This window comes from Streptomyces sp. NBC_00038 (assembly GCF_026343635.1).
Classification (GTDB): domain Bacteria; phylum Actinomycetota; class Actinomycetes; order Streptomycetales; family Streptomycetaceae; genus Streptomyces.
Genome location: NZ_JAPELQ010000001.1, coordinates 4,242,768 through 4,261,996, shown reverse-complemented (window position 1 = coordinate 4,261,996; position 19,229 = coordinate 4,242,768). Strand labels below are relative to the sequence as shown.

The 19,229-nt window shown below is 71.2% G+C and carries 18 protein-coding genes; 6 read left to right on the top strand and 12 right to left on the bottom strand.

From position 1 onward, the window contains the following. Position 1 precedes the first annotated feature (1 nt). Positions 2-955 (bottom strand): ABC transporter permease, encoded by a 954-nt coding sequence (locus tag OG219_RS19325; protein WP_266828166.1) that lies wholly within the window; start codon positions 953-955, stop codon positions 2-4. 179 nt (positions 956-1,134) lie between these two features. On the opposite strand from OG219_RS19325, the gene OG219_RS19320 reads away from it, so the two are divergent. Next, positions 1,135-1,851, top strand: a complete 717-nt coding sequence (locus OG219_RS19320) for a TetR/AcrR family transcriptional regulator (protein WP_266828164.1) — start codon at positions 1,135-1,137, stop codon at positions 1,849-1,851. Between the two features lie 26 nt (positions 1,852-1,877). Here the strand turns inward: OG219_RS19320 and OG219_RS19315 are convergent, their stop codons facing one another. Then, a complete protein-coding gene (locus OG219_RS19315; RefSeq protein ID WP_266828162.1) occupies positions 1,878-2,066 on the bottom strand; it encodes a hypothetical protein in 189 nt (62 codons plus the stop codon). Positions 2,067-2,263: 197 nt separating this feature from the next. On the opposite strand from OG219_RS19315, the gene OG219_RS19310 reads away from it, so the two are divergent. Beyond that, the gene (locus OG219_RS19310) at positions 2,264-3,475 is read left to right on the top strand and encodes a sensor histidine kinase (protein ID WP_266828160.1); all 1,212 of its coding nucleotides are present in this window, start codon (positions 2,264-2,266) and stop codon (positions 3,473-3,475) included. Next, complete coding sequence (locus OG219_RS19305) at positions 3,463-4,110, top strand: response regulator transcription factor (protein WP_266828159.1); 648 nt, start codon at positions 3,463-3,465, stop codon at positions 4,108-4,110. Before OG219_RS19310 ends, OG219_RS19305 begins: the two co-directional genes overlap by 13 nt. A 14-nt stretch (positions 4,111-4,124) precedes the next feature. Here the strand turns inward: OG219_RS19305 and OG219_RS19300 are convergent, their stop codons facing one another. Genes OG219_RS19300 through OG219_RS19290 form a run of 3 tightly spaced genes read right to left on the bottom strand, consistent with a single transcriptional unit; the run spans position 4,125 to position 6,470 of the window. Further along, positions 4,125-4,823 (bottom strand): class I SAM-dependent methyltransferase, encoded by a 699-nt coding sequence (locus OG219_RS19300; protein WP_266828158.1) that lies wholly within the window; start codon positions 4,821-4,823, stop codon positions 4,125-4,127. A gap of 46 nt (positions 4,824-4,869) precedes the next feature. Then, positions 4,870-5,832, bottom strand: a complete 963-nt coding sequence (locus OG219_RS19295) for an ADP-ribosylglycohydrolase family protein (protein WP_266828157.1) — start codon at positions 5,830-5,832, stop codon at positions 4,870-4,872. After that, positions 5,829-6,470, bottom strand: a complete 642-nt coding sequence (locus OG219_RS19290) for a TetR/AcrR family transcriptional regulator (RefSeq protein WP_266828156.1) — start codon at positions 6,468-6,470, stop codon at positions 5,829-5,831. Before OG219_RS19290 ends, OG219_RS19295 begins: the two co-directional genes overlap by 4 nt. Positions 6,471-6,606: 136 nt before the next feature. Here OG219_RS19290 and OG219_RS19285 point away from each other — a divergent pair, with 136 nt between their 5' ends. Next, entirely contained in the window at positions 6,607-7,533 is a 927-nt protein-coding gene (locus tag OG219_RS19285; protein ID WP_266828155.1) for an oxidoreductase, read from the top strand. Here OG219_RS19285 and galE read toward each other — a convergent pair. After that, positions 7,530-8,510: a UDP-glucose 4-epimerase GalE gene (gene galE / locus OG219_RS19280; protein WP_266828154.1), complete on the bottom strand. Its 981-nt coding sequence runs from the start codon at positions 8,508-8,510 to the stop codon at positions 7,530-7,532. The two genes, OG219_RS19285 and galE, sit on opposite strands and share 4 nt — an antisense overlap. Before the next feature lie 93 nt (positions 8,511-8,603). Next, the gene (locus tag OG219_RS19275; RefSeq protein WP_266828153.1) at positions 8,604-9,860 is read right to left on the bottom strand and encodes a glycosyltransferase family 87 protein; all 1,257 of its coding nucleotides are present in this window, start codon (positions 9,858-9,860) and stop codon (positions 8,604-8,606) included. A 123-nt stretch (positions 9,861-9,983) separates the two neighbouring features. Between OG219_RS19275 and OG219_RS19270 the strand changes: the two genes are divergently transcribed. After that, the gene (locus tag OG219_RS19270; RefSeq protein ID WP_323183285.1) at positions 9,984-11,477 is read left to right on the top strand and encodes a glycosyltransferase family 39 protein; all 1,494 of its coding nucleotides are present in this window, start codon (positions 9,984-9,986) and stop codon (positions 11,475-11,477) included. 124 nt (positions 11,478-11,601) lie between these two features. Here the strand turns inward: OG219_RS19270 and OG219_RS19265 are convergent, their stop codons facing one another. Beyond that, positions 11,602-12,090, bottom strand: a complete 489-nt coding sequence (locus OG219_RS19265) for a MarR family winged helix-turn-helix transcriptional regulator (RefSeq protein WP_266828152.1) — start codon at positions 12,088-12,090, stop codon at positions 11,602-11,604. Positions 12,091-12,214: 124 nt separating this feature from the next. Between OG219_RS19265 and OG219_RS19260 the strand changes: the two genes are divergently transcribed. Next, positions 12,215-12,628 carry an organic hydroperoxide resistance protein gene (locus OG219_RS19260; RefSeq protein WP_266828151.1) on the top strand — a complete coding sequence of 138 codons (414 nt, stop codon included), beginning with the start codon at positions 12,215-12,217 and terminating at the stop codon, positions 12,626-12,628. A 12-nt stretch (positions 12,629-12,640) separates the two neighbouring features. Here the strand turns inward: OG219_RS19260 and OG219_RS19255 are convergent, their stop codons facing one another. The 4 genes from OG219_RS19255 to OG219_RS19240 form a co-directional block, all read right to left on the bottom strand. Beyond that, on the bottom strand, positions 12,641-14,203 hold the full coding sequence (locus tag OG219_RS19255; RefSeq protein WP_266828150.1) for a hypothetical protein: 1,563 nt from the start codon (positions 14,201-14,203) through the stop codon (positions 12,641-12,643). A gap of 339 nt (positions 14,204-14,542) precedes the next feature. After that, the gene (locus OG219_RS19250; protein ID WP_266828149.1) at positions 14,543-16,846 is read right to left on the bottom strand and encodes a bifunctional glycosyltransferase family 2 protein/CDP-glycerol:glycerophosphate glycerophosphotransferase; all 2,304 of its coding nucleotides are present in this window, start codon (positions 16,844-16,846) and stop codon (positions 14,543-14,545) included. A gap of 140 nt (positions 16,847-16,986) precedes the next feature. Beyond that, a complete protein-coding gene (locus OG219_RS19245; RefSeq protein WP_266828148.1) occupies positions 16,987-17,868 on the bottom strand; it encodes a carbohydrate ABC transporter permease in 882 nt (293 codons plus the stop codon). Further along, positions 17,865-19,220 carry a carbohydrate ABC transporter permease gene (locus tag OG219_RS19240; protein ID WP_266828147.1) on the bottom strand — a complete coding sequence of 452 codons (1,356 nt, stop codon included), beginning with the start codon at positions 19,218-19,220 and terminating at the stop codon, positions 17,865-17,867. Before OG219_RS19240 ends, OG219_RS19245 begins: the two co-directional genes overlap by 4 nt. Positions 19,221-19,229: the final 9 nt, after the last annotated feature.

Genomic DNA, 19,229 nt, shown 5'->3' with positions numbered 1-19,229 from the left:
GTCAGCCACGGCCGTACGTCTCCTCAGCCTTCCAGAAGTACAGGAAACCGCCCACGCCCGCGAGCAGCGCCCAGCCCGTCGCGACCGCCCACACGTGCGGCGGCAGCTGACCGGCGTGGAAGCTGTCGATCAGTGCGAACCGCATCAGGTCGATGTAGATGGCGGCGGGGTTGGACTGCAGCGCGACCAGGACCCAGCCGGGCAGGTCCTGGTGCCTCAGGACGTGCTCGATGCTCCACATGACGCCCGAGATGTACATCCAGGTGCGCAGCAGGAAGGGCATGAGCTGCGAGATGTCAGGGAACTTCGCGCCCATCCGCGCCATGATCATCGCGACGCCCGCGTTGAAGACGAACTGGAGCGTGAGGGCGGGGATGACGAGCAGCCAGGACATGCTGACCGGCACTCCGAAGGCGAGCAGGATCACGACCAGCGCGCACATCGAGAACAGCAGCTGCTGGAGCTGCTGGAGGCAGTACGACACCGGCAGCGCGGCCCGCGGGAAGTGCAGGGCCCGTACGAGCCCGAGGCTGCCGGAGATCGCCCGGGTCCCCGCCATGATCGAACTCTGCGTGAAGGTCCACACGAAGACGCCGGTGACCAGGAACGGGATGTAGTCGGGGATCCCCTTACTGGTGCCCATCAGGATGCCGAAGATGAAGTAGTAGACCGCCGCGTTCAACAGCGGGGTCGCCACCTGCCAGAGCTGGCCGAGCTTCGCCTGGCTGTACTGGGCGGTGAGCCTCGCGGTGGCGAAGGCGGTGATGAAGTGGCGCCGCGCCCACAGCTGGCGGATGTACTCGGGCAGGGAGGGTCGGGCACCGCTGACGGTGAGGCCGTACCGGGCGGCGAGCGCCTCGGCGGACTCGTCGGTGGTCCGGCCGACGGTCTGACCGGCGGTCTCGTGGGTGGGGGAGACCGACGTCGGGGGCGGTGTGTCGAGGACCTGGCTCACATCCGCTGCTTTCGTTCGGGGGGTGGGGTGCGAGTCGCTCGGTTCCGTCCTTGACCTGTTCATACGCCGTCTTTACCGTCTTCTTACGTCGGGACGGGACCGTATCGTCGCAACGTGAGAGTAGGCCTTTTCTACGTCGGAACGCAACCGTTTCGTCGTAACGCCCTATGCTGGAGCGCATGACGACGAACGCCGACGCCACCGGGACCATGAACGGCACCGTGACCGGTGCCGGGGCTGCGGCGAAGGGTGGAAAGCGGTCCGGAACCGGGCCCGGGGCCGGGACCGTTCCGGGTAAGGCCCCGCGCCGCCGGGCTCCCGCCGGGGCGGCAGTCCTCCGTGAGGATGTGACCGAAGCCATCCGCCTCGCCGTCTTCGAGGAGCTCGCGGCCGTGGGCTACGCCCGGATGTCCATCGAGGGCATCGCGCGCCGCGCGGGCGTGGGCAAGACGGCGGTGTACCGGCGCTGGCGCTCGAAACTCCACCTCGTCCTCGACCTGGTGTCGGCCGTCGCGGTCCAGGGCCTGCCCGCGCCGGACACCGGCTCCCTGGAGGGCGACCTGCGGCTGTTGTACGAGGTCACCTCCCGCGCGCTGCGCCACCCGGTGGCCGGCCAGATCATCCCCGACCTGCAGGCCGAGGCGGCCCGCAACCCCGAGATCGCCGACGCCATGCAGAAGGCCCTGCGCGAGGGCCAGCAGGGCGTCGCGAACGGGATCGTCGCGGCGGCCGCCGCCCGCGGAGAGGTCCGCGAGGGAATCAGCCTCGACCTCGCGCTCGACCTGATGTCCGGGCCCCTGTACTGGCGGGCGGTGGTGGTCCGCAGCCCCAAGCTGCCGAAGGGGTACCTGGCGAGCCTGGCCCGGGCCACGGCGGCGGCGCTCAAGGCGCTGTGACGGCCGCGCCGAGCCGCTGAGGCCGGTCAGGCCTGCTGCCGCTGTCCGCGGTCCCGCATCAGGCTGACGCCCGCTCCGAGTGAGACGACGCCCATGCCGACGGCGGTCATGATCCCCTGCGAGCCGTCCACGACGAAGGGGGCGACCGCGGCGACGGCGAGGTTGAACAGGAACAGGAACCAGAGGACGGGCTTCGAGGAGAGCAGCGACTTCATGACGGGTTTCCTTCGCTTCAGGGGGCTGTGAACCAGGGGCCGTGAACCCCGGGGACCGACTGAGATCAACGATCCCGTCGTCCGCTCGCCGCTTCGAGGGGGTGCGCTCCCGAAGTGGTGGTGTAGCGGGCTACACCATCCAGAGGCCGGGGGGCCGAGAGGGTTCGCGGCGGTCGCGGTCGCCTAACCTGATCAGCATGCGGAACACGGTGCGGCAGGCGGCTCGGGCCACGGTCCAGCTGGCCAGGGGCGTCGTGCTGGCCTTCTTCTCGATCATCTTCATCACCGTGCTGCTGATCACGGCCGTCGGCACGCTCGCCGTGGTCGGTGCCGGGCTGCTGCCTGAGACGGCGCTGCTGATACGGCGTATGGCCGGGGCCAAGCGACGCGCGGTGGCCGCGTGGACGGGCCGGGAGATCCCCGAGGCGTATCTGCCCATCGAGGGCCCGCTGCGCGAGCGGCTGCGCACGGCGGTCCGTGACCCCGGCACGCATGCCGATCTCCGCTGGATGGTCGCGTACTACGGGTACGGCTGCCTCGGGTTCCTGGCGCTGCCGCTGTGGCTCGCGGGTCTGCTCGTCGACGGTGTGTGGCAGGGGCTGCTGGGTCGTGAGGCGGTCGTACTCCCGTTGATCAGCCGTCTCGCGGACCTCGACGCGGCTTGGTCGACCGCCCTGCTCAAGCCCTCGCCGAAGGCGCGGCTCGTCGAGCGGGTCGAGGAGCTGACCGAGACCCGGGCGGGTGCGATCGCCGCGCACGGTGCCGAACTGCGGCGTATCGAACGGGACTTGCACGACGGCACGCAGGCACGCCTGGTCTCGCTGTCGATGCGGATCGGGCTGGCGAAACGGGCGTACGAGCGCGACCCGGAGGCCGCGCGCAAGCTGCTCGACGACGCCCAGGACCAGGCCGAGGAGGCCCTGACCGAGCTGCGCCACGTCGTACGCGGCATCCATCCGCCGATCCTCACCGACCGGGGGCTCGCGGGAGCGGTACGGGCGTTGGCCGCGGGATGGGGGTCCCCCCGCTCGAGCGGAGCCGAGAGTGGGGGAGGGCTGGATGTCACCGTGCGGGTGGACGGACTTGAGGACCGCCATGTGGACGGTGCGGAGGACGGGCCGCGGCCGCCGGCTGCGGTCGAGGCGGCCGCGTACTTCGTCGTGGCCGAGGCCCTCACGAACGCGGCGAAGCACAGCGGGGCGGAGCGGGCGTCGGTCCAACTGGTGCGGTTGCCTGGGGGGTTGAGGGTTGTCGTACGGGACGAAGGGCGGGGCGGGGCCGATGAGGCGGGCGGTTCCGGGCTGCTCGGCGTGCGGCGGCGGGTCGCCGCGCTCGATGGGACCTTGTTGCTGACCAGCCCCCTCGGGGGGCCGACCGTGATCGAAGTGGAGCTGCCGTGCGTGTGGTGATCGCGGAGGACAACGCCCTCCTGCGGGAGGGGCTCGTACTGCTTCTCACCTCCTCCGGCCATGAGGTCGTGGCCGTGGCCGGCAGCGGGCCCGAGGTGCTGCCCGCCCTCCTGGAGCACCGTCCGGACGTCGCCGTCCTCGACGTCCGGATGCCGCCGGGCTTCCGCGACGAGGGCCTGCGCGCGGCGCTCGCCGCCCGTAGGGAGATCCCCGGGCTGCCGGTGCTCGTGCTCTCGCAGTACGTCGAGGAGTCGTACGCCGCCGAGCTGCTCGGAGGTGGTGCGAGCGGGGTCGGCTACCTGCTCAAGGACCGGGTGGGCCGGGTCGACGAGTTCCTGGACGCCCTGGAACGGGTCGCCGCCGGCGGCACGGCCCTCGACCCCGAGGTCGTCACCGAACTCCTCACCCGCCGCCGCGACTCGCCCCTCGACTCGCTCACCCCGCGCGAACGCGAGGTCCTGGAGCTGATGGCCGAGGGCCACGACAACACCACCATCGCCAAGACCCTCGTCGTCACGGAACGCTCGGTCAGCAAACACATCGGCAACGTGTTCCTGAAACTGGGCCTGCCACCGAGCGACAGCGGACACCGGAGGGTGCTGGCCGTACTGGCGTATCTCAACAGGGAGTTGTGAGGGTCAGGGCTGGGTCAGGGCTTCACGGCGAGGAAGCCGAAGAGGTCCGGGATGCCGCCGGGGCCTGTCTCGGCGGTGCGCACCAGGCGCAGGCCGGCCGCCGTGGTGGCGTTGAGGAGGTCGGCGAGCGGGAGGTGCCAGGCGCCGACGCGGGCGCGGACCCCCGCGGGGTTCCACGCGTCGAAGGAGCGGGAGCGGTCGGCGTACCGCTCGTCGACGACGATCCTCGGCAGGTCGCTCCAGTCGGCGAACGCGCCGATGTAGCAGGGGTGCACGCCCAGATGCGCGAACCGGCCGCCGGGGCGCAGGACGCGGGCGATCTCCCGCAGCACGGCCGCGTAGTCGGGCACGTCCGTATGAGCCAGCACGCAGGCGGCGGCGGGCAGCGAGGCGTCCGCGAACGGAAGCGCCGTCGCGTCCGCCCTCACCACGGGCAACCTGCCCACCGCATACCGGAGTTGCCCACCCGACAGATCCACACCCACCGGCGCCCACCCCAGCCCACCCAGCACAGGCGCGTGAGCCCCCGTCCCGCAACAGACGTCCAGACACGTCCCCTCACCAGGACCCAGCAGCTCCTCGAGCGTGCCGTGCACCCGCTGGATGTACTCACCGGCCGTGCCGGGCGACATGAACTCGTTGTACCAGTCGGCGTGTTCGTCGTACGTCGCTGTCGTCGTGGTGCCTGTGCCTGTGCTCGTCTCGGATCCCATGCCGTCGACGCTAGGGAGGGCGGACAGGGCTGTGTGGGCTGTTCGCTCAAGGCTTTGGGGGGTGTTCCTGTCGGGAGGCCGCCAACCGGCTTGCAAGGTCGGTGAGTTCCGGTGCTCGCAGTGTTCGCCCGCCGGAGCCCGGCAGGGGTACGTGAAGGGGCTCGGTCCATCGGGGCGGAATGGCTTCCGCGCCGTGTACGGCTCCGGCCAGGGTGCCCGTCACGGCCGCGACGGTGTCCGTGTCACCGCCGAGGTCGATCGCCGCGCGCACGGCCTCCTCGTAGGAGTTGGTCGTCCGCAGGGACCATACGGCGGAGCCCAGGCACGGCCATACCGCGCCGTTGAACTCGGTGGCCTGATCGGGGTGCCAGTCGGGGGCGAGGACGATGGCGTAGCGGGCGCGGTGGTCGGGGTGGACGGCGGTGAGGGTTTCCGGGATCGCGGTGAGGGGGTCGTGGCCGTCGAGTGCCACCCGGACCAGTTCGTGGAGGAGCGCGGTGCCTTCCCAGGCCGCCCGGTCGCCGTGGGTGAGGGCGGCGATGCTGCGGGCGGCGGCCATGGTGGCGGTCCGGCCCTGCGGGGCGAAGTACACGGCGGAGGTTGCCGCCCGCATCAACGAACCGTTGCCTGCGGCTCGTTGGTTCTCCTGGAAGTGGATCGGCGCGGCCAGGTCCCAAGGGTCTCCGCTGGTGAGGACCGCCTCCGTCTGCAGGCCTATGTCCTTGGGGTCCGCTGCCGCCCATCGCTGGAACCTGCGGAAGATGTCCGGGAGTTCGAGGCCGTCGTGATCGAGGAGCGACTCACCGACCAGTACGGCCATCTGCGTGTCGTCCGTGGCCTCGCCCGGCTCCCAGCCCCCGCCTCCGCACATCTCCCCGCCGTGACCGGGGGTGGGGAAACGTGCCGTGAACGCCCCTTCGGGGCCGAACTCGAAGGGGGCGCCGAGGGCGTCGCCCACCGCGGAGCCGAGCACTGCGCCGGTGGCGCGGGAGTCACGGGCGAAGGTCATTGGGGGAGCGTACGGGGGTGCTCGCCCGGCCCGGGAGCGTCCGGGGCGCTTCCCCTGAGGGTGAAGGCGATCACGTTCTCCAGGTCGGTGTCCGGTGTCGCGGTGGGGTGTGTGCCGCTTACGGCGATGCTGGCGTAGCCGTGGAGGGTGGTGAAGAGGGGGACGGCGATGCTTTCGATGGGGCCCTTGCGGACCTCGCCGCGGTGCTGGCCCTCCTCGATGAGGCGGGTGGCCAGTTCGCCCATGTTCCGGGAGGCGGCGACCAGGGCCGCGGAGGCCTCCGGGTCGTGCTTGATCGAGAACATGAGGTCGAGGAGTTCCGCGTTGGCGGTGGCGAAGCCGACGTAGGAGCGGGCGAGGGCGCCGAGGCGGTCGGCGAAGGTCTCGTCCGCCGTCTCCTGTGATGCGGCCAGCGTCTCGCCGAGGCGCTCGAAACCGACCAGGGCCAGCGCGTCGAGGAGCGCCTGCTTGTCCTTGAAGTGGCGGCTCGGCGCGGCGTGGCTGACGCCCAGGTCGCGGGCCAGTTCGCGCAGGGACAGGGCGGCGGGGCCCTTCTCCCTGAGCGTCTCCTCGGCGCGGGTCAGCAGGGCGGCGCGAAGGTCGCCGTGGTGGTAGCGGCGTGTCTGGCGAGTCTGCATGGCCCTCAGTGTAATGGCCATGTGAACGCTGGCTACATTGTTGTCGGCGTCAGCATTGTTGGCATTGGCATCATTGTTGGCAGCAGCAGTATTGTTGGCGTTGACAGCATTGTTGTCGACGCCTACATTCGGGGTCATGGCTACCAAGCAGAAGTGGAACGCAAGCGACATCGTCGACCAGACCGGCCGTACCGCCGTCGTGACCGGCGCCAACAGCGGGCTCGGTATCGCCACCGTCGACGCTCTGGCCCGTGCGGGCGCGCACGTCGTACTCGCCGTACGGGACGTGAAGCGTGGCGAGGCCGCCGCCCGCACCGTCCAGGGCGCCAAGGGCACCGTCGAGGTGCGCCGCCTCGACCTCGCGGACCTCGCCTCGGTGCGGGAGTTCGCCGAGTCCTGGCACGGCGACCTGGACCTGCTGGTCAACAATGCCGGCGTCATGAACATCCCCGAGGCCAGTACCGTGGACGGCTTCGAGATGCAGTTCGGGACGAACCACCTGGGGCACTTCGCCCTGACCAACCTGCTGCTGCCGTACGTCAGGGACCGCGTGGTCACCGTGTCGTCCGGTGCCCACAAGATGCCCGGCAACGTTCAGATGCGCTTCGACAATCTGAACCTGACCGGCGAGTACTCAGCCACGGCCGCCTACAGCCAGTCCAAGCTCGCCAACCTGCTCTTCACCCTGGAGCTGCAGAGCCGGCTGGCCGCCGAGGGATCGTCCGTACGGGCTCTCGCCGCGCACCCCGGCTGGGCCGCCACCCAGCTCCAGAGCCATGACGGAAGCGCCGTGCGGCGCGCCTTCATGGCGGTGGGCAACCGCTTCATCGCTCAGGACAACACGGCCGGCGCCCTGCCCACGCTGTACGCCGCCACGCAGGATCTGCCCGGCGCCAGCTACGTCGGACCGGACGGCTTCGCCGAGATGCGCGGCGGACCGGCGCTCGTCGGCCGGTCGGCCGCGGCCAGCGACCCGGAGTCCGCCGTCCGCCTCTGGGCAGCCTCCGAGGAGCTGACCGGCGTCACCTTCCCCCGGCTGGCCGACCTGGCGGTCAGCGTCTAGTCCCGCGCCGCCTCCGGATGCAGCCGCACCCACCCCGCCCACGCCGAAGTGATCATGTCCTGGACGTCGTACTTCGCCTTCCAGCCCAGTTCCACGGCGATGCGGTCGGCCGAGGCCACCACGCGGGCCGGGTCGCCGGGGCGGCGGGGAGCGGTCACGGGAGGTCGGTCGTAGTGGGTGATCGCGTTGATGTGGTCGATCATCTCGCGGACCGAAACGCCTTCCCCGCGGCCGATGTTGAGAGTCAGGTCCCTGCCCGGGGACGACTGCAGGGCGCGGGCCGCGATCACATGCGCCTCGGCCAGGTCCACCACGTGGATGTAGTCGCGGACGCAGGTCCCGTCGGGGGTCGGGTAGTCGTCGCCGAAGATGCGCGGCGGTGCGTCCTCGGTGAGCTTCTCGAAGACCATGGGGACGAGGTTGAAGACGCCGACGTCCGCGAGTCCGGGCGTCGCCGCTCCCGCCACGTTGAAGTAGCGCAGCGACGCGGTGGACAGGCCGGTGGCGTGGCCCGTCGCACGGACCAGCCACTCACCCGCCAGCTTCGTCTCGCCGTACGGGCTCATCGGCACGCACGGCGTCTCCTCCGTCACCAGGTCCACATCCGGCATGCCGTACACCGCGGCCGACGACGAGAAGACGAAGGACGGGACCGACGCGGCGGTCACCGCCTCCAGCAGTACCCGCAGGCCCTCGACGTTCTCCCGGTAGTAGTGCAGGGGCAGTTCCACCGACTCGCCGACCTGCTTCTTCGCCGCCAGGTGTACGACGCCGGTGACGGAGTGTTCATCGAGCGTGCGGGCCAGGAGTTCGGCGTCCAGGGTCGAGCCGACCACCAGCGGGACACCGGAGGGCACCCGCTCCTCGATCCCGGTGGACAAGTCGTCGTAGACCACGGCCTGTTCGCCCGCGTCGAGCATCGCGCGGACGACGTGCGCCCCGATGTAGCCGGCGCCGCCGGTGATCAGCCAGGTCATGTGCGGCAGTCCCCTCGTGGGTGAGCTGGGTGAGCTGGGTGAGCTGGGTGGGCCCGTGAACCGGTGGTCCCGCCCGTGTCGTTCGGTCGCGTCTCAGTGAATCAGGCGAAGGGGCTCCGGGTTCCGGGCCGGAACGTTCGACTGCGCCGACTCCGTCACGGGTGGTAGGCCCGACCGACACAGCCGTGTGAAGGACAGCGCCGCCGCGGACGCCAGCAGGCCGTTGCGCAGGAGCATCAGCAGGCAGCCCGTCCACGTGCTGTGGACGACCTCCTCGTACATGACGGGGTACACGACGGAGCTGACCGCCGTCGCCGCCACGATCAGCGCCGCCACCGGGCGCTGCGTGGTGTGCCGCGAGGTCAGGCACACGGCGGCCAGGCCGAGCAGCCACACCATGTACTGGGGGCTGATCACCCGGCTGGTCACCGTGAAGAGCAGTACGGCGGCGAGGGCGGCGTCGTACGGAGTCGCCGCCGTCCAGTGCCGTGCGCGCACCCGCCACAGCAGCAACAGCCCGAAGGCGCCGACGGTGAGGGCGAGCGAGACGGCCGCGACGGCGGGGACGTACGGGCCGACGAACTCCATCGCGCCGTACTGGTAGCGCACGCTGCCCGGCCACCCGGCGTGGCGCGCGAAGCCGAGGACCGTGCCGCCGAGCGACTCGATCTGCACACCCCGGCCGCCCTGCTGGCGCAGGAAGCCGAAGGGGTTGCCGAAGGCGGCCGTCAGCAGCGTGAGCATGGCTGCCGCCGTGACCACCGCCGACGTCCAGGCCCCTCGTGTCGTACGGCCCCTCGGTGTGCCGATGAGCACCAGCGCGGGCCAGACCTTCACCAGAGCGCCCAGCGCGGCGAACGCCCCGCACGCGCGCGTAGAGCGCGACAACGTCAACAGGGAGATGACGGCGAAGGCCGTGACCTGCACGTCGTAGCGAACGAGCGGGAGGTGCATGAGGAGGGGAAGCGCCGCCGTCCACAGGGCCGCGCCGCGCAGAGTCCGGCCGGGGCGGGTGCCCGCGCGCGTGAGGGCGATCGTGATCGCGGCGTCCGTTAGGAGGGTCAGCGTCACGAAGGCGGTGAAGTACGTCAGGGCCGGCAGCAGCGCGGGGGCGAGCAGCACCGGGCCCGCGCCCGGCGGGTACTGCCACAGCCGGTCGTCCGTCGGGAAGGAGCCGTGGGAGAGCACGCCGTACCAGCGGAAGTACAGGTTGCCGACCTCGCGCGAGACCCCGCCGTGGCCGAGCGGGCGGAGGTGGTCGTGGGCGAGCAGCCACAGCATCAGGGCGCGGGTGGCGAGCCAGGCGGCGGCCAGGAGGAGCGGGCGGTGGTGTTTCGTCGAGGTGCTCATCAAGGCCGGATCGTAAGCCGCACGGATGGGGTAAAAGTGTTGATACGCCGTCAATGCCCTTCAAAGGTTGTTTAATCGCACAAGATCTTGCTCATGGTGAGCTCGTGGGCAAGGCGGTCGGAGGTGGGACGCACCGAAGCCGTGGCCGTGCTCATGCCCGTGACCGTCATGCTCGCGATCGGGCTCTGGGGCCTCGACCGCGGCGGCATGTGGCGGGACGAGGCCGTCACCTTCCAGGTCGCGCGGCGCTCGGTTCCGCAGATCTGGCAGCTGCTGCACAGCGTGGACGCGGTGCACGGCCTGTACTACCTCCTCATGCACGTCGTCCTCGCCCCGCACCCCGGCGAGGTCGCCCTCCGGCTCCCGTCGGTCTGCGGGGCCGCCGCGACCGCGGGCCTCGTCGCCGCCCTCGGCGTCCGCCTGTGCCGCCCGCGGGTCGGCCTGTGGGCCGGCCTGCTGTACGCCGTCACGCCCATGACCGGGCACTTCGCGCAGGAGGGCCGGTCGTACGCGCTGGTCGCGGCCGGGGTGGCGGCGGCGACGCTGCTTCTGGTGAGGGCGGCGCGCACGGGAGGCTGGTGGGCGTACGGCGGGACGGTCGCCGTCACCTGCCTGCTGCACGAGTTCGCGGTGCTGGTGCTGCTCGCGCACGCGACGACCCTGGCGCTCGCGCGGGTGCCCCGGCGGATGTGGTGGGGCTGGGGGTGCGCGGCCGGCGCCGCGGTGCTGGTGCTGCTGCCGCTCGCCCTCGTCTCGAAGGGCCAGTCCGCGCAGGTCGCGTGGCTGCCGGTGCCCGGGGTCGGAAGCGCGGACCGCCTGCTGCTGGCCTTCGCGGGCCCGAGGCAGCTGGTTCTCGTGCCGTACCTGGTCCTCGTCGCACTGGCCCTGCGGCTCCCGCTCGCGCGGCGGGGCGAGCTGGCGCTCCGGGCGGTCGCCCTGCCCCTGATGGTCGTCCCGCCCGCGGTGCTGATGACGGTGTCCCGCTTCTGGCCGCTGTACGACGAGCGCTATGTGCTGTACGCCCTCGCCGGGGCGCCGCTGCTGGCCGCGGCCGGGGCGGAACGCCTGGTGGCGATGGTGCCGCGGTTGGCCATCGGCGGCCTCACCGGCGTCCTCGCCATCGCCCTGGCCTTCGTCTGGCAGTTCCCCCTGCTCCGGCAGGACCGCACTCCCGACCGCCGCCCCGACAACCTCGCCGCCGTCTCTGCCGTCGCCGGGCGCGAACTGCGGCCCGGGGACCCGGTGCTGTTCCTGCCCTCGCTCGTACGGCGCTCCGCGCTGGCGTACCCGAACGGCTTCCGCGGGGTGCGGGACATCGCGCTCAGGGAGCCCGGGCCGATGTCCGGAACCCTGTACGGGCAGGAGACGGACCCGGGCGAACTGCGACGGCGCCTCGACCGCCTCGACCGGGTGTGGGTGGTCGCCGAGCCGTTCGCGCTGCGGCCCGCCTGGTATCCGGGGAGCGCCACCGAGCGGCTCAAACTCGCCGTGGTCGGCGAGGAGTTCGTGCCTCGGGAGGAGGTGGCCCGGAAGGGGGTGACGCTTCGGCTGTACGTGCGCAGGAGCGCCCCAGGAGGGGGTGACGCACCGGTTTACGCGCACAGAGGCGCCCCGTAGGGGTGACTCTTCGGCTGAACGCGCACAGAAGCGCCCCGTAAGGGGCGCGGGGAACTGCGCGATCAGCCCCCACCGGCCCGCGGCTTCGAACCGCCCCTTGCGAAGCTCGGGCGCAGCCCGGCGTCTAATCCAGCGCGGCCTCGTCCAGCGCCGCCGTCAGGCGGTCAAGACGCTCCCGAAGCTCACGGATCTCCTCAAAACTCGCCCCCGTCGCCGCAGCGATCCGCCGCGGCACGAGCAGCGCGCGCTCGCGCAGAGCGACGCCCTCCTCGGTGAGCTGAACCCGCACGGAACGCTCGTCGAGGGCGCTGCGCTCACGCCGTACGAGCCCCGCCGTCTCCAGCCGCTTCAGCAGCGGCGACAGCGTCCCGGAGTCGAGCCGGAGATGTTCACCGACCTTCTTCACCGGCAGCTCGCCGTGCTCCCACAGCACCAGCATCACCAGGTACTGCGGGTAGGTGAGCCCGAGGTCCTTGAGGAGCACGCGGTACACGCCGCCGAAGGCGCGCGACGCGGCGTTCAGGGAGAAGCAGATCTGGTTGTCGAGGAGCAGGAAGCCCCCGTCGGGCGTGGCCCCCGGGCTCGGAGTCGCCGGGGTCGGCATGGCGGTCATGGGTCAAGGATAGCCCAAGTCCGCCATTTAGTTGTGCACAATTGAATTGCGTGCTCTAATTGAGTCCGTGAGGCGGCCGGACCGGCCGCTCCGGCAAGACCTTGACTCGAGAGGGACGCTCCCCATGGACGCGATCTACACCGCTGTCGCCACCGCCACCCACGGCCGCGACGGCCGCGCCGTCAGCTCCGACGGCAAGCTCGACCTCCAGCTCGGCATTCCGGTGGAGATGGGCGGCAGTGGCCAGGGGACCAACCCCGAGCAGCTCTTCGCCGCCGGTTACGCCGCCTGTTTCGCCAGCGCCCTCGCCGTCGTCGGCCGCATGGCGAAGGTCGACGTCAGCGAGGCCGCGGTGACCGGCGAGGTCGGCATCGGCAAGCAGGGCGAGGGCTTCGCCCTGAAGGTCACGCTCCGCATAGAGCTGCCCGAGTCCGTGGACGAGGCCACCGGCCGCAAGCTGGTCGAGCAGGCCCACCAGGTCTGCCCCTACTCCAACGCGACCCGCGGCAACATCCCCGTCGACCTCGTCATCGAGTAGTCACCGGACACCTCAGCGCCCGACCCGCGCCAGCACCTCGCCCGTCTCCTCGCTCCACGCCACCACCACCGCCTCCTCGGGCACCCGCTGCGTGCGCGTCAGCAGCAGCCAGTGCACGTGGTAGCGGCGGACCACGGCGGTGCGCCCGGCGCGGGTCGACGACGGGGCGAGGTAGGTGCGGACCGCCGCGAGCCGCCGCTGCCGTTCCCGCTCGTCGAGGGCGGGATCCGGCAGGGCGGGCGCGGCGAGGTCCACGCCGTGGCCCGGGATCAGACGGACCGCGTAGTACCCGTCCGCGATGACCGCCTCGCCGGGTCCGATGTGCCGCGCCGCCCATGCGTACGTCGGCCAGCGCGGCGGCTGTTCGAAGCCGACCGGGTCGAGCGAGCGCGGCACGACCGCCCCGGCCTGCACGGTGAGGAAACCGACGCAGGCCCCCGCGGCCGCCACCGCCCCGAGCCCGCGCCGCCACGCAGGCCAGGGTGGCGGCGCCGCCAGCTCCACCGCGAGCGCGAACTGCGGCGCCACCAGCGTGAGCCCCAGGATCCCGCCGTACACGTAGTGCCCGCTAACCCAGCCGTACGCCACCGCGGCGCACTCCAGCGCGAACATGAGCACGAGCGGATCCCGTCTCGACCTCCGCGCCCGCAGCCACAGCGCGGGCACTCCGGCGAGCGCCAGCCAGAAGTGGCCCGGCATTCCCTCGTACAGCGCGTGCACGCCGTCGTTCCCGGCCGTCGCGAAGACATCGAAGTACGGCCAGCAGTACGCCACCAGCAGTGCCGTCCCGCCCGCCAGCGCCCACCGCCCCACCACGGCCGCCCGCCACCCGCGTTCCCATCCCACGACGAACGCCACCGCGCCGAGCACCGCCGCGACGAACGTGACCGGGTGCACCAGCAGGATCAGCCCGTACAGGGCGCCCAGCCCGGCGTACCCGGAGAAGCTCCCGAGTCCGCTCGGGCCGACGTACCGGATCGCACGGCTGCCCCCGCAACTGCCTCTTCCCGCGCGCGTACCCGTCAACGCCCAGGCCCAGAAGGCCAGTCCGACGGCGAACGTCGAGGGGTCGCCGAGGTTCCCCGTCATGGGCATCAGCCCGAGGAAGCCGCTCCACGAGACGCGCTCGGTGCCCCACAGGAGCGTCATCGCGGCGAGTGCGAGCACGGGCGCCCAGGCCCTGCGCGGTGCCAGGACGCGGACGAAGCGGCCGATGCCGGTCAGCAGGACCAGCAGGTTCAGCGGTCCCGACAGCCGTACGACCTCCCAGCCGCCCAGGCCCGTGAGCCGGGCGAAGGCTCCCTGCGCGACGGCGTACGGCGAGTAGTACGGGCTGCCCGCGCCGGGCAGGTCCGCCGTCGGGTGGAGAGGGTGGAGGAGACTCGCCCTGAGCCGTTCGACGACCGCCGCGTGCTGGCCCGCGTCGCAGCACAGCGGGACGCGCCAGTACGCGAGCGGCATCACCAGCCAGAACAGGCCGCCGAACACCTGGTACGGGGTCGGGCGCCAGGAGGCACCGCCGCGCAGTGCGGTGGCGCCGCGCACGGCCCCTCGCAGGACGAGGTCGGCGCTCACCGGGTGGAGGAACGGGGCTGGGCGGAGGCTTGGGGCATTTGTCGTGTATTCCCGCGCGCGTCGGCCGCCTAAGCGCTCCGCTGGAAGTGCCGGAGGGTGCCGTCGATCGTCTGCGGCACCGTCGTGGCTGGTCGCGCGGTTCCCCGCGCCCGTTCAGGGCGCCGGCGAACCGCAGCGGACTTCATCCGCCCTGCTCAGCGGTCCGTCACCTCATTGGGTGTGCTCGGCGGCTCCGGGAGCGGGCGCCGAGGTGGGCTTTCATCGCCCCGGGCGCCCGGCCGGCCGCCAGGTGACCGGGCGATTGGGTGTGGGCCTGCTGGAGGACATGGGCGTTCCGGTTCAGAGGGTCTCGGAGACGGAGACGGAGACGGAGACGGAGACGGGGACGGGCATGGGCACCGGCCCGGCGGGTCCCGGCACGGTGGCGAGGGGCGCGAGCTGGAGGGCCGCGGCGGCCGACGGGACGGGGTGCCGTTCGGACAGCGGCACGACCGGCGTCCCGCTCTCGCCCAGCACGACCCGGCGTACGACCCGCTCGGCGGCGCGCCCGTCGTCGTACGGGCAGAAGCGCTCCCGGAACGCGGCCCGCAGCTGCGTCGAGCGCGAGCCGCGCCAGTGCCCGGTCGCGAAGATGTCGATCAGCTCGTCCTCGCTGCGCGCGACCGCGCCCGGCGGGAAGGCGCGCAGGTCGAAGTAGGTGCCGCGGGCCGCCTCGTACGCCTCCCAGTCGTCGGCGTGGACGACGATCGGGCGGTCGAGGTTGGCGTAGTCGAACATCAGGGACGAGTAGTCGGTGACCAGCGCGTCCGAGGCGAGACACAGGGACTCGACGCTCGGGTGGTCGGAGACGTCGATCAGGCGGCCGCCCGAGGCGTGCGTGAGAGGGGCGTCGTACGAGTGGTGCGCGCGGGTCAGCACCACGAAGCGCGGGCCGAGTCGGCGCAGGACGCGCTCCAGGTCCAGGGTGTGGCGCTGGGTGCGGCGGTAGTCGCGGTACGTCGGCGCGTACAGGACGGCGACAGTGCCCTCGGGGATGCCGAGCGACTCGCGAAGCCGGGCCACGTCCGCCGAAGTCGCCTGCTGGAACACGTCGTTGCGCGGAAGGCCGTACTCCAGCGTCGTGTACGAGGACGGGAACACGCGCTCCCAGATCAGGGTGGAGTGGCGGTTGGCGGACAGGCAGTAGTCCCAGTCGTCGGCGCCGCGCAACAGCTCGGCGAAGTCGGTGTCGCGGGCCGCCGCCGGGCGGTCCTGGAGGTCGAGGCCCATGTGCTTGAGCGGGGTGCCGTGCTGGGTCTGGACCATGATCTGGCCGGGGCGCTTCACCAGTCCGCCGTCGAAGTCGACGTTGTTCACGAGGTACTTGGAGCGGGCGAGCGCCGTCCAGTACGCGGCCGAACCGGGGCGGACCCTGCGTGTCGAGGTGGGGATCGTGTGGTGGTGCTCGGGGCGGGCGATCCACGTGGTGCGGATGTGCGGCGCGAAGGTGCGGAACGCGGACTCCAGGGCGCCCGGGTTGCAGCCGTGGCCGCGGCCCCGGTGGCTGGAGAAGACGGCACGGTCGGCGCGCAGCGGGAGGCGGCGCTGCACGCGGTAGTGGAGTCGCAGGGCGGCGCCGCGTGCCCGGTGGAGCAGCTTCGAACCGAGCTTCAGGGCCCGCTTGTTGAGGCTCGACGCCAGGGAGAGGAGACGGTAGGTGCGGTGGGTGCCGAGGCGGACCAGGGCGTGCCGCAGGCGGGTGCGGATGCGGACCTTGGCGCCCGGGGTGCGGTAACGGCGGTAGTGGTCACGGGACTTGCGCAGGAAGTCGGCGCGGGAGACACGCGGCAGCCGGCCGCGCTCGACGAACACCGTGGAGACGTGGTCGACCATGCGGCGGAACAGGACCGGCCGCCAGTGGGCCAGCTCCGGGTGCGAGTCGAGATACGCGAAGACACGGTCGTACTGCTCGAAGATGTCGAAGTGCCTGGTGGCCCTTGTGGTGTTCGTGGTGAGGCCGCTGGTCCGGCGTCGGCGGTGGTGGACGCAGACCCGGTCGAGGGTGGCGATCGTCTCCGCGGACATCAGCACCGGATACGTCCAGGGCGTGGCCTCGTGGCAGCCGGTCGGGAAGGTGAAGCCCGCGCGCTCGACGAACTCCCGGCGGTACGCCTTGTTCCACACGACCGGCAGGGCCGTGAGCAGCCCCGGCCGGTCGTCCAGCCGGAAGGGGGCCGGGCCTTCCTCCGTCAGCTGCTGCGCCGACTGGTCGCGGACGGCCTCGCCCGACCAGTACGTGCGCGCGAAGTCATGGACCAGGACGTCCGGTTCGGAGGTCTCCTTCAGGCGGTCGGCGATGGCGCGCAGCGCGTCCGGGGTGAGGGTGTCGTCGCCGTCCAGGAAGATCAGGTAGTCGCCACTCGCCAGTGCGAGGCCCGCGTTGCGGGCGCGGCCCGGGCCCGCGTTCTCCGCCAGGTGGACGGGGCGTACGCGGGCGTCGCGGGCCGCGAACTCGTCGATGAGCGCGCCGCAGGCGTCCGGCGAGCAGTCGTCCACCGCGATCAGTTCGAGGTCAGGGTAGGACTGTCCGAGGACCGATTCGAGGCATTCGTTCAAGTACGCCTGAACCTTGTACGCGGGGACGATGACACTGAACCTGGGCAAGGCACATCCATGGGTCGGCGCGGGCAGACTGCCCGGGAACGGCCGAAGGGGTCACCTGGTTACGCGAGTTGCGGCATCCGGGGGAATTCCGGGTGCCGCAACTCTGTGCGTCCGCCGCCACTTCATCGGTGCGTCTGCCGCTACTTCACCGCGCCCGCCATCACCCCGGACACGAACTGCCGCTGGAACGCGAAGAACACGGCCAGCGGGATCACCATCGAGATGAAGGCGCCGGGCGCCAGGATCTCGATGTTGCTGCCGAACTGCCGCACCTGCTGCTGCAGGGCCACCGTCAGCGGCTGCGAGTTCGAGTCCGAGAACACCAGGGCGACCAGCATGTCGTTCCACACCCACAGGAACTGGAAGATCCCCAGGGACGCGATCGCGGGCGCGCCCAGCGGAAGGACGACGGTCGCGAAGAGCCGCGCCTCTCCCGCGCCGTCCAGACGTGCCGCCTCCAGGAGTTCACGCGGGATCTCCGCGAAGAAGTTGCGCAGGAGGAAGATCGCGAAGGGGAGTCCGAAGCCCACATGGAAGAGGACGACACCGATGATGTCGCCGAAGATCCCGATCTTCCCGAAGAGGTTGGAGAGCGGGATCAGCGCCACCTGCACGGGTACGACGAGCAGCGCCACCACCGCCATGAACCACCAGTCGCGGCCCTTGAAATCCATCCACGCGAAGGCGTACCCGGCCATCGCGCCGATGATGACGACCAGCAGGGTCGCCGGGACCGTGATCCAGATGGTGTTGAACAGGGCGCTGGTGACGTCGTCGTTCTCCAGGAGCGACTGGTAGCTGTTGGTGGTCAGCTGGGCGGGGGCCGAGAAGACCTTCCACCAGCCCGACGCGGCGATGTCGGTCGGGTCGCGGAACGACGAGACCAGCAGGCCGAAGGCGGGCACCAGCCAGAACAGCGCGACCAGGAACAGGAAGACGCGCAGCGCGCCGCCAGCCGCGCCGCTCGCCACCCGGGCGGCGAGGGAGCGCTTGGCGCGTACGGACGTGTCGAGTGCGGTCACCGCTGGCGCTCCTTCCTGAGACGGCGGAGATTGACGTACATCATCGGCAGCACGAGCAGCAGCAGGATGACGCCGATCGCGCTGCCCACGCCGTAGTTGCCGCCGCCGCCGAAGGAGGACTGGAACAGCTGCAGGGCAAGGACGTTGGCGTCGTCCTGACTGGGCTGCGGCGCGATGATGTAGATCAGGTCGAAGATCTTCATCACGTTGATCATCAGCGTGACCAGGACGACGATCAGGACCGGTGCGAGGAGGGGAACGGTGACCCGTCTGAACACCTGCCACTCGTTCGCGCCGTCGACTCTTGCCGCTTCGAGGAGGTTGCGGTCGACCCCGGCGAGACCCGCGGCGATCAGGACCATCGCGAAGCCCGCCCACATCCAGACGTAGCTGCCGATGATGGCCGGTGTCACGAGGGTCGGGCCCAGCCAGTCGATGCCGTTGTATGGCGCTGCGAAGTTCGAGCCGGGTAGGCGGATTTGGGCTCCGTCGGCCGCTGCGGGGAGGGTGAAGGTGCCGTCGGCGCCGCTGGTGGCGGAGGCGACTGTCTTCCCGTCCTTCACGGCCTCGACCTTCACGCCCTTCAGCGCCTTCTCGCCCGGGTCGATCCTGCCCTTCTCGCCGCCTCCGCCGAGCTTGAAGTCCAGCCAGACGGTGCCGGTGATGCCCTCGCCGGTCGCTGTTTTCGCGTCCTCGGGGGTGCCGGGGAGCTTGTTCGGTGCGATGCCGACCAGCGGCAGCAGGGCCGGCGAGCCCGCCTGGAGGGTTCCCGTGCTTGTGAAGGAACCGCCGCCGGACGCCTTCAGGTCGCTCACCTGGGCGTTCGGCCTCGCCTTCGGATAGACGGAGGAGTCGACGAACGCGTCGTGCACGGACGTCACGATCGCGTTGGCCACGCCCTGCTCCGGGTCCTGCTCGTACACCAGCCGGAAGATGATGCCCGCGGCCAGCATCGAGATCGCCATCGGCATGAAGATGATCAGCTTGAAGGCCGTACCCCAGCGGACCCGTTCGGTCAGCACGGCGAAGATCAGGCCGAGCACCGTGACCAGTGCCGGGGCGACGGCGACCCAGATCGCGGTGTTCTTCACTGCGGTCAGTGTCGAGTCGGTGGTGAAGATGTCGATGTAGTTGTCCAGGCCTACGAAGCCCGAACCGGCGGCGTCGTAGAGGCTGCGCCAGACCGAGTACCCGATCGGGTAGACCACGAGCGAACCGAGCAGGACGAGGGCGGGCAGCAGAAACAGCACCGCCACCCACAGCCTCGTACCGGTCACGCTCTTGCGCGTTCTTCCGACGGAGGGCACCGGCAGATCGCCGGTGCCGCCCGCCTTCGCTGTCGAAGACGACATCCCGCGCGC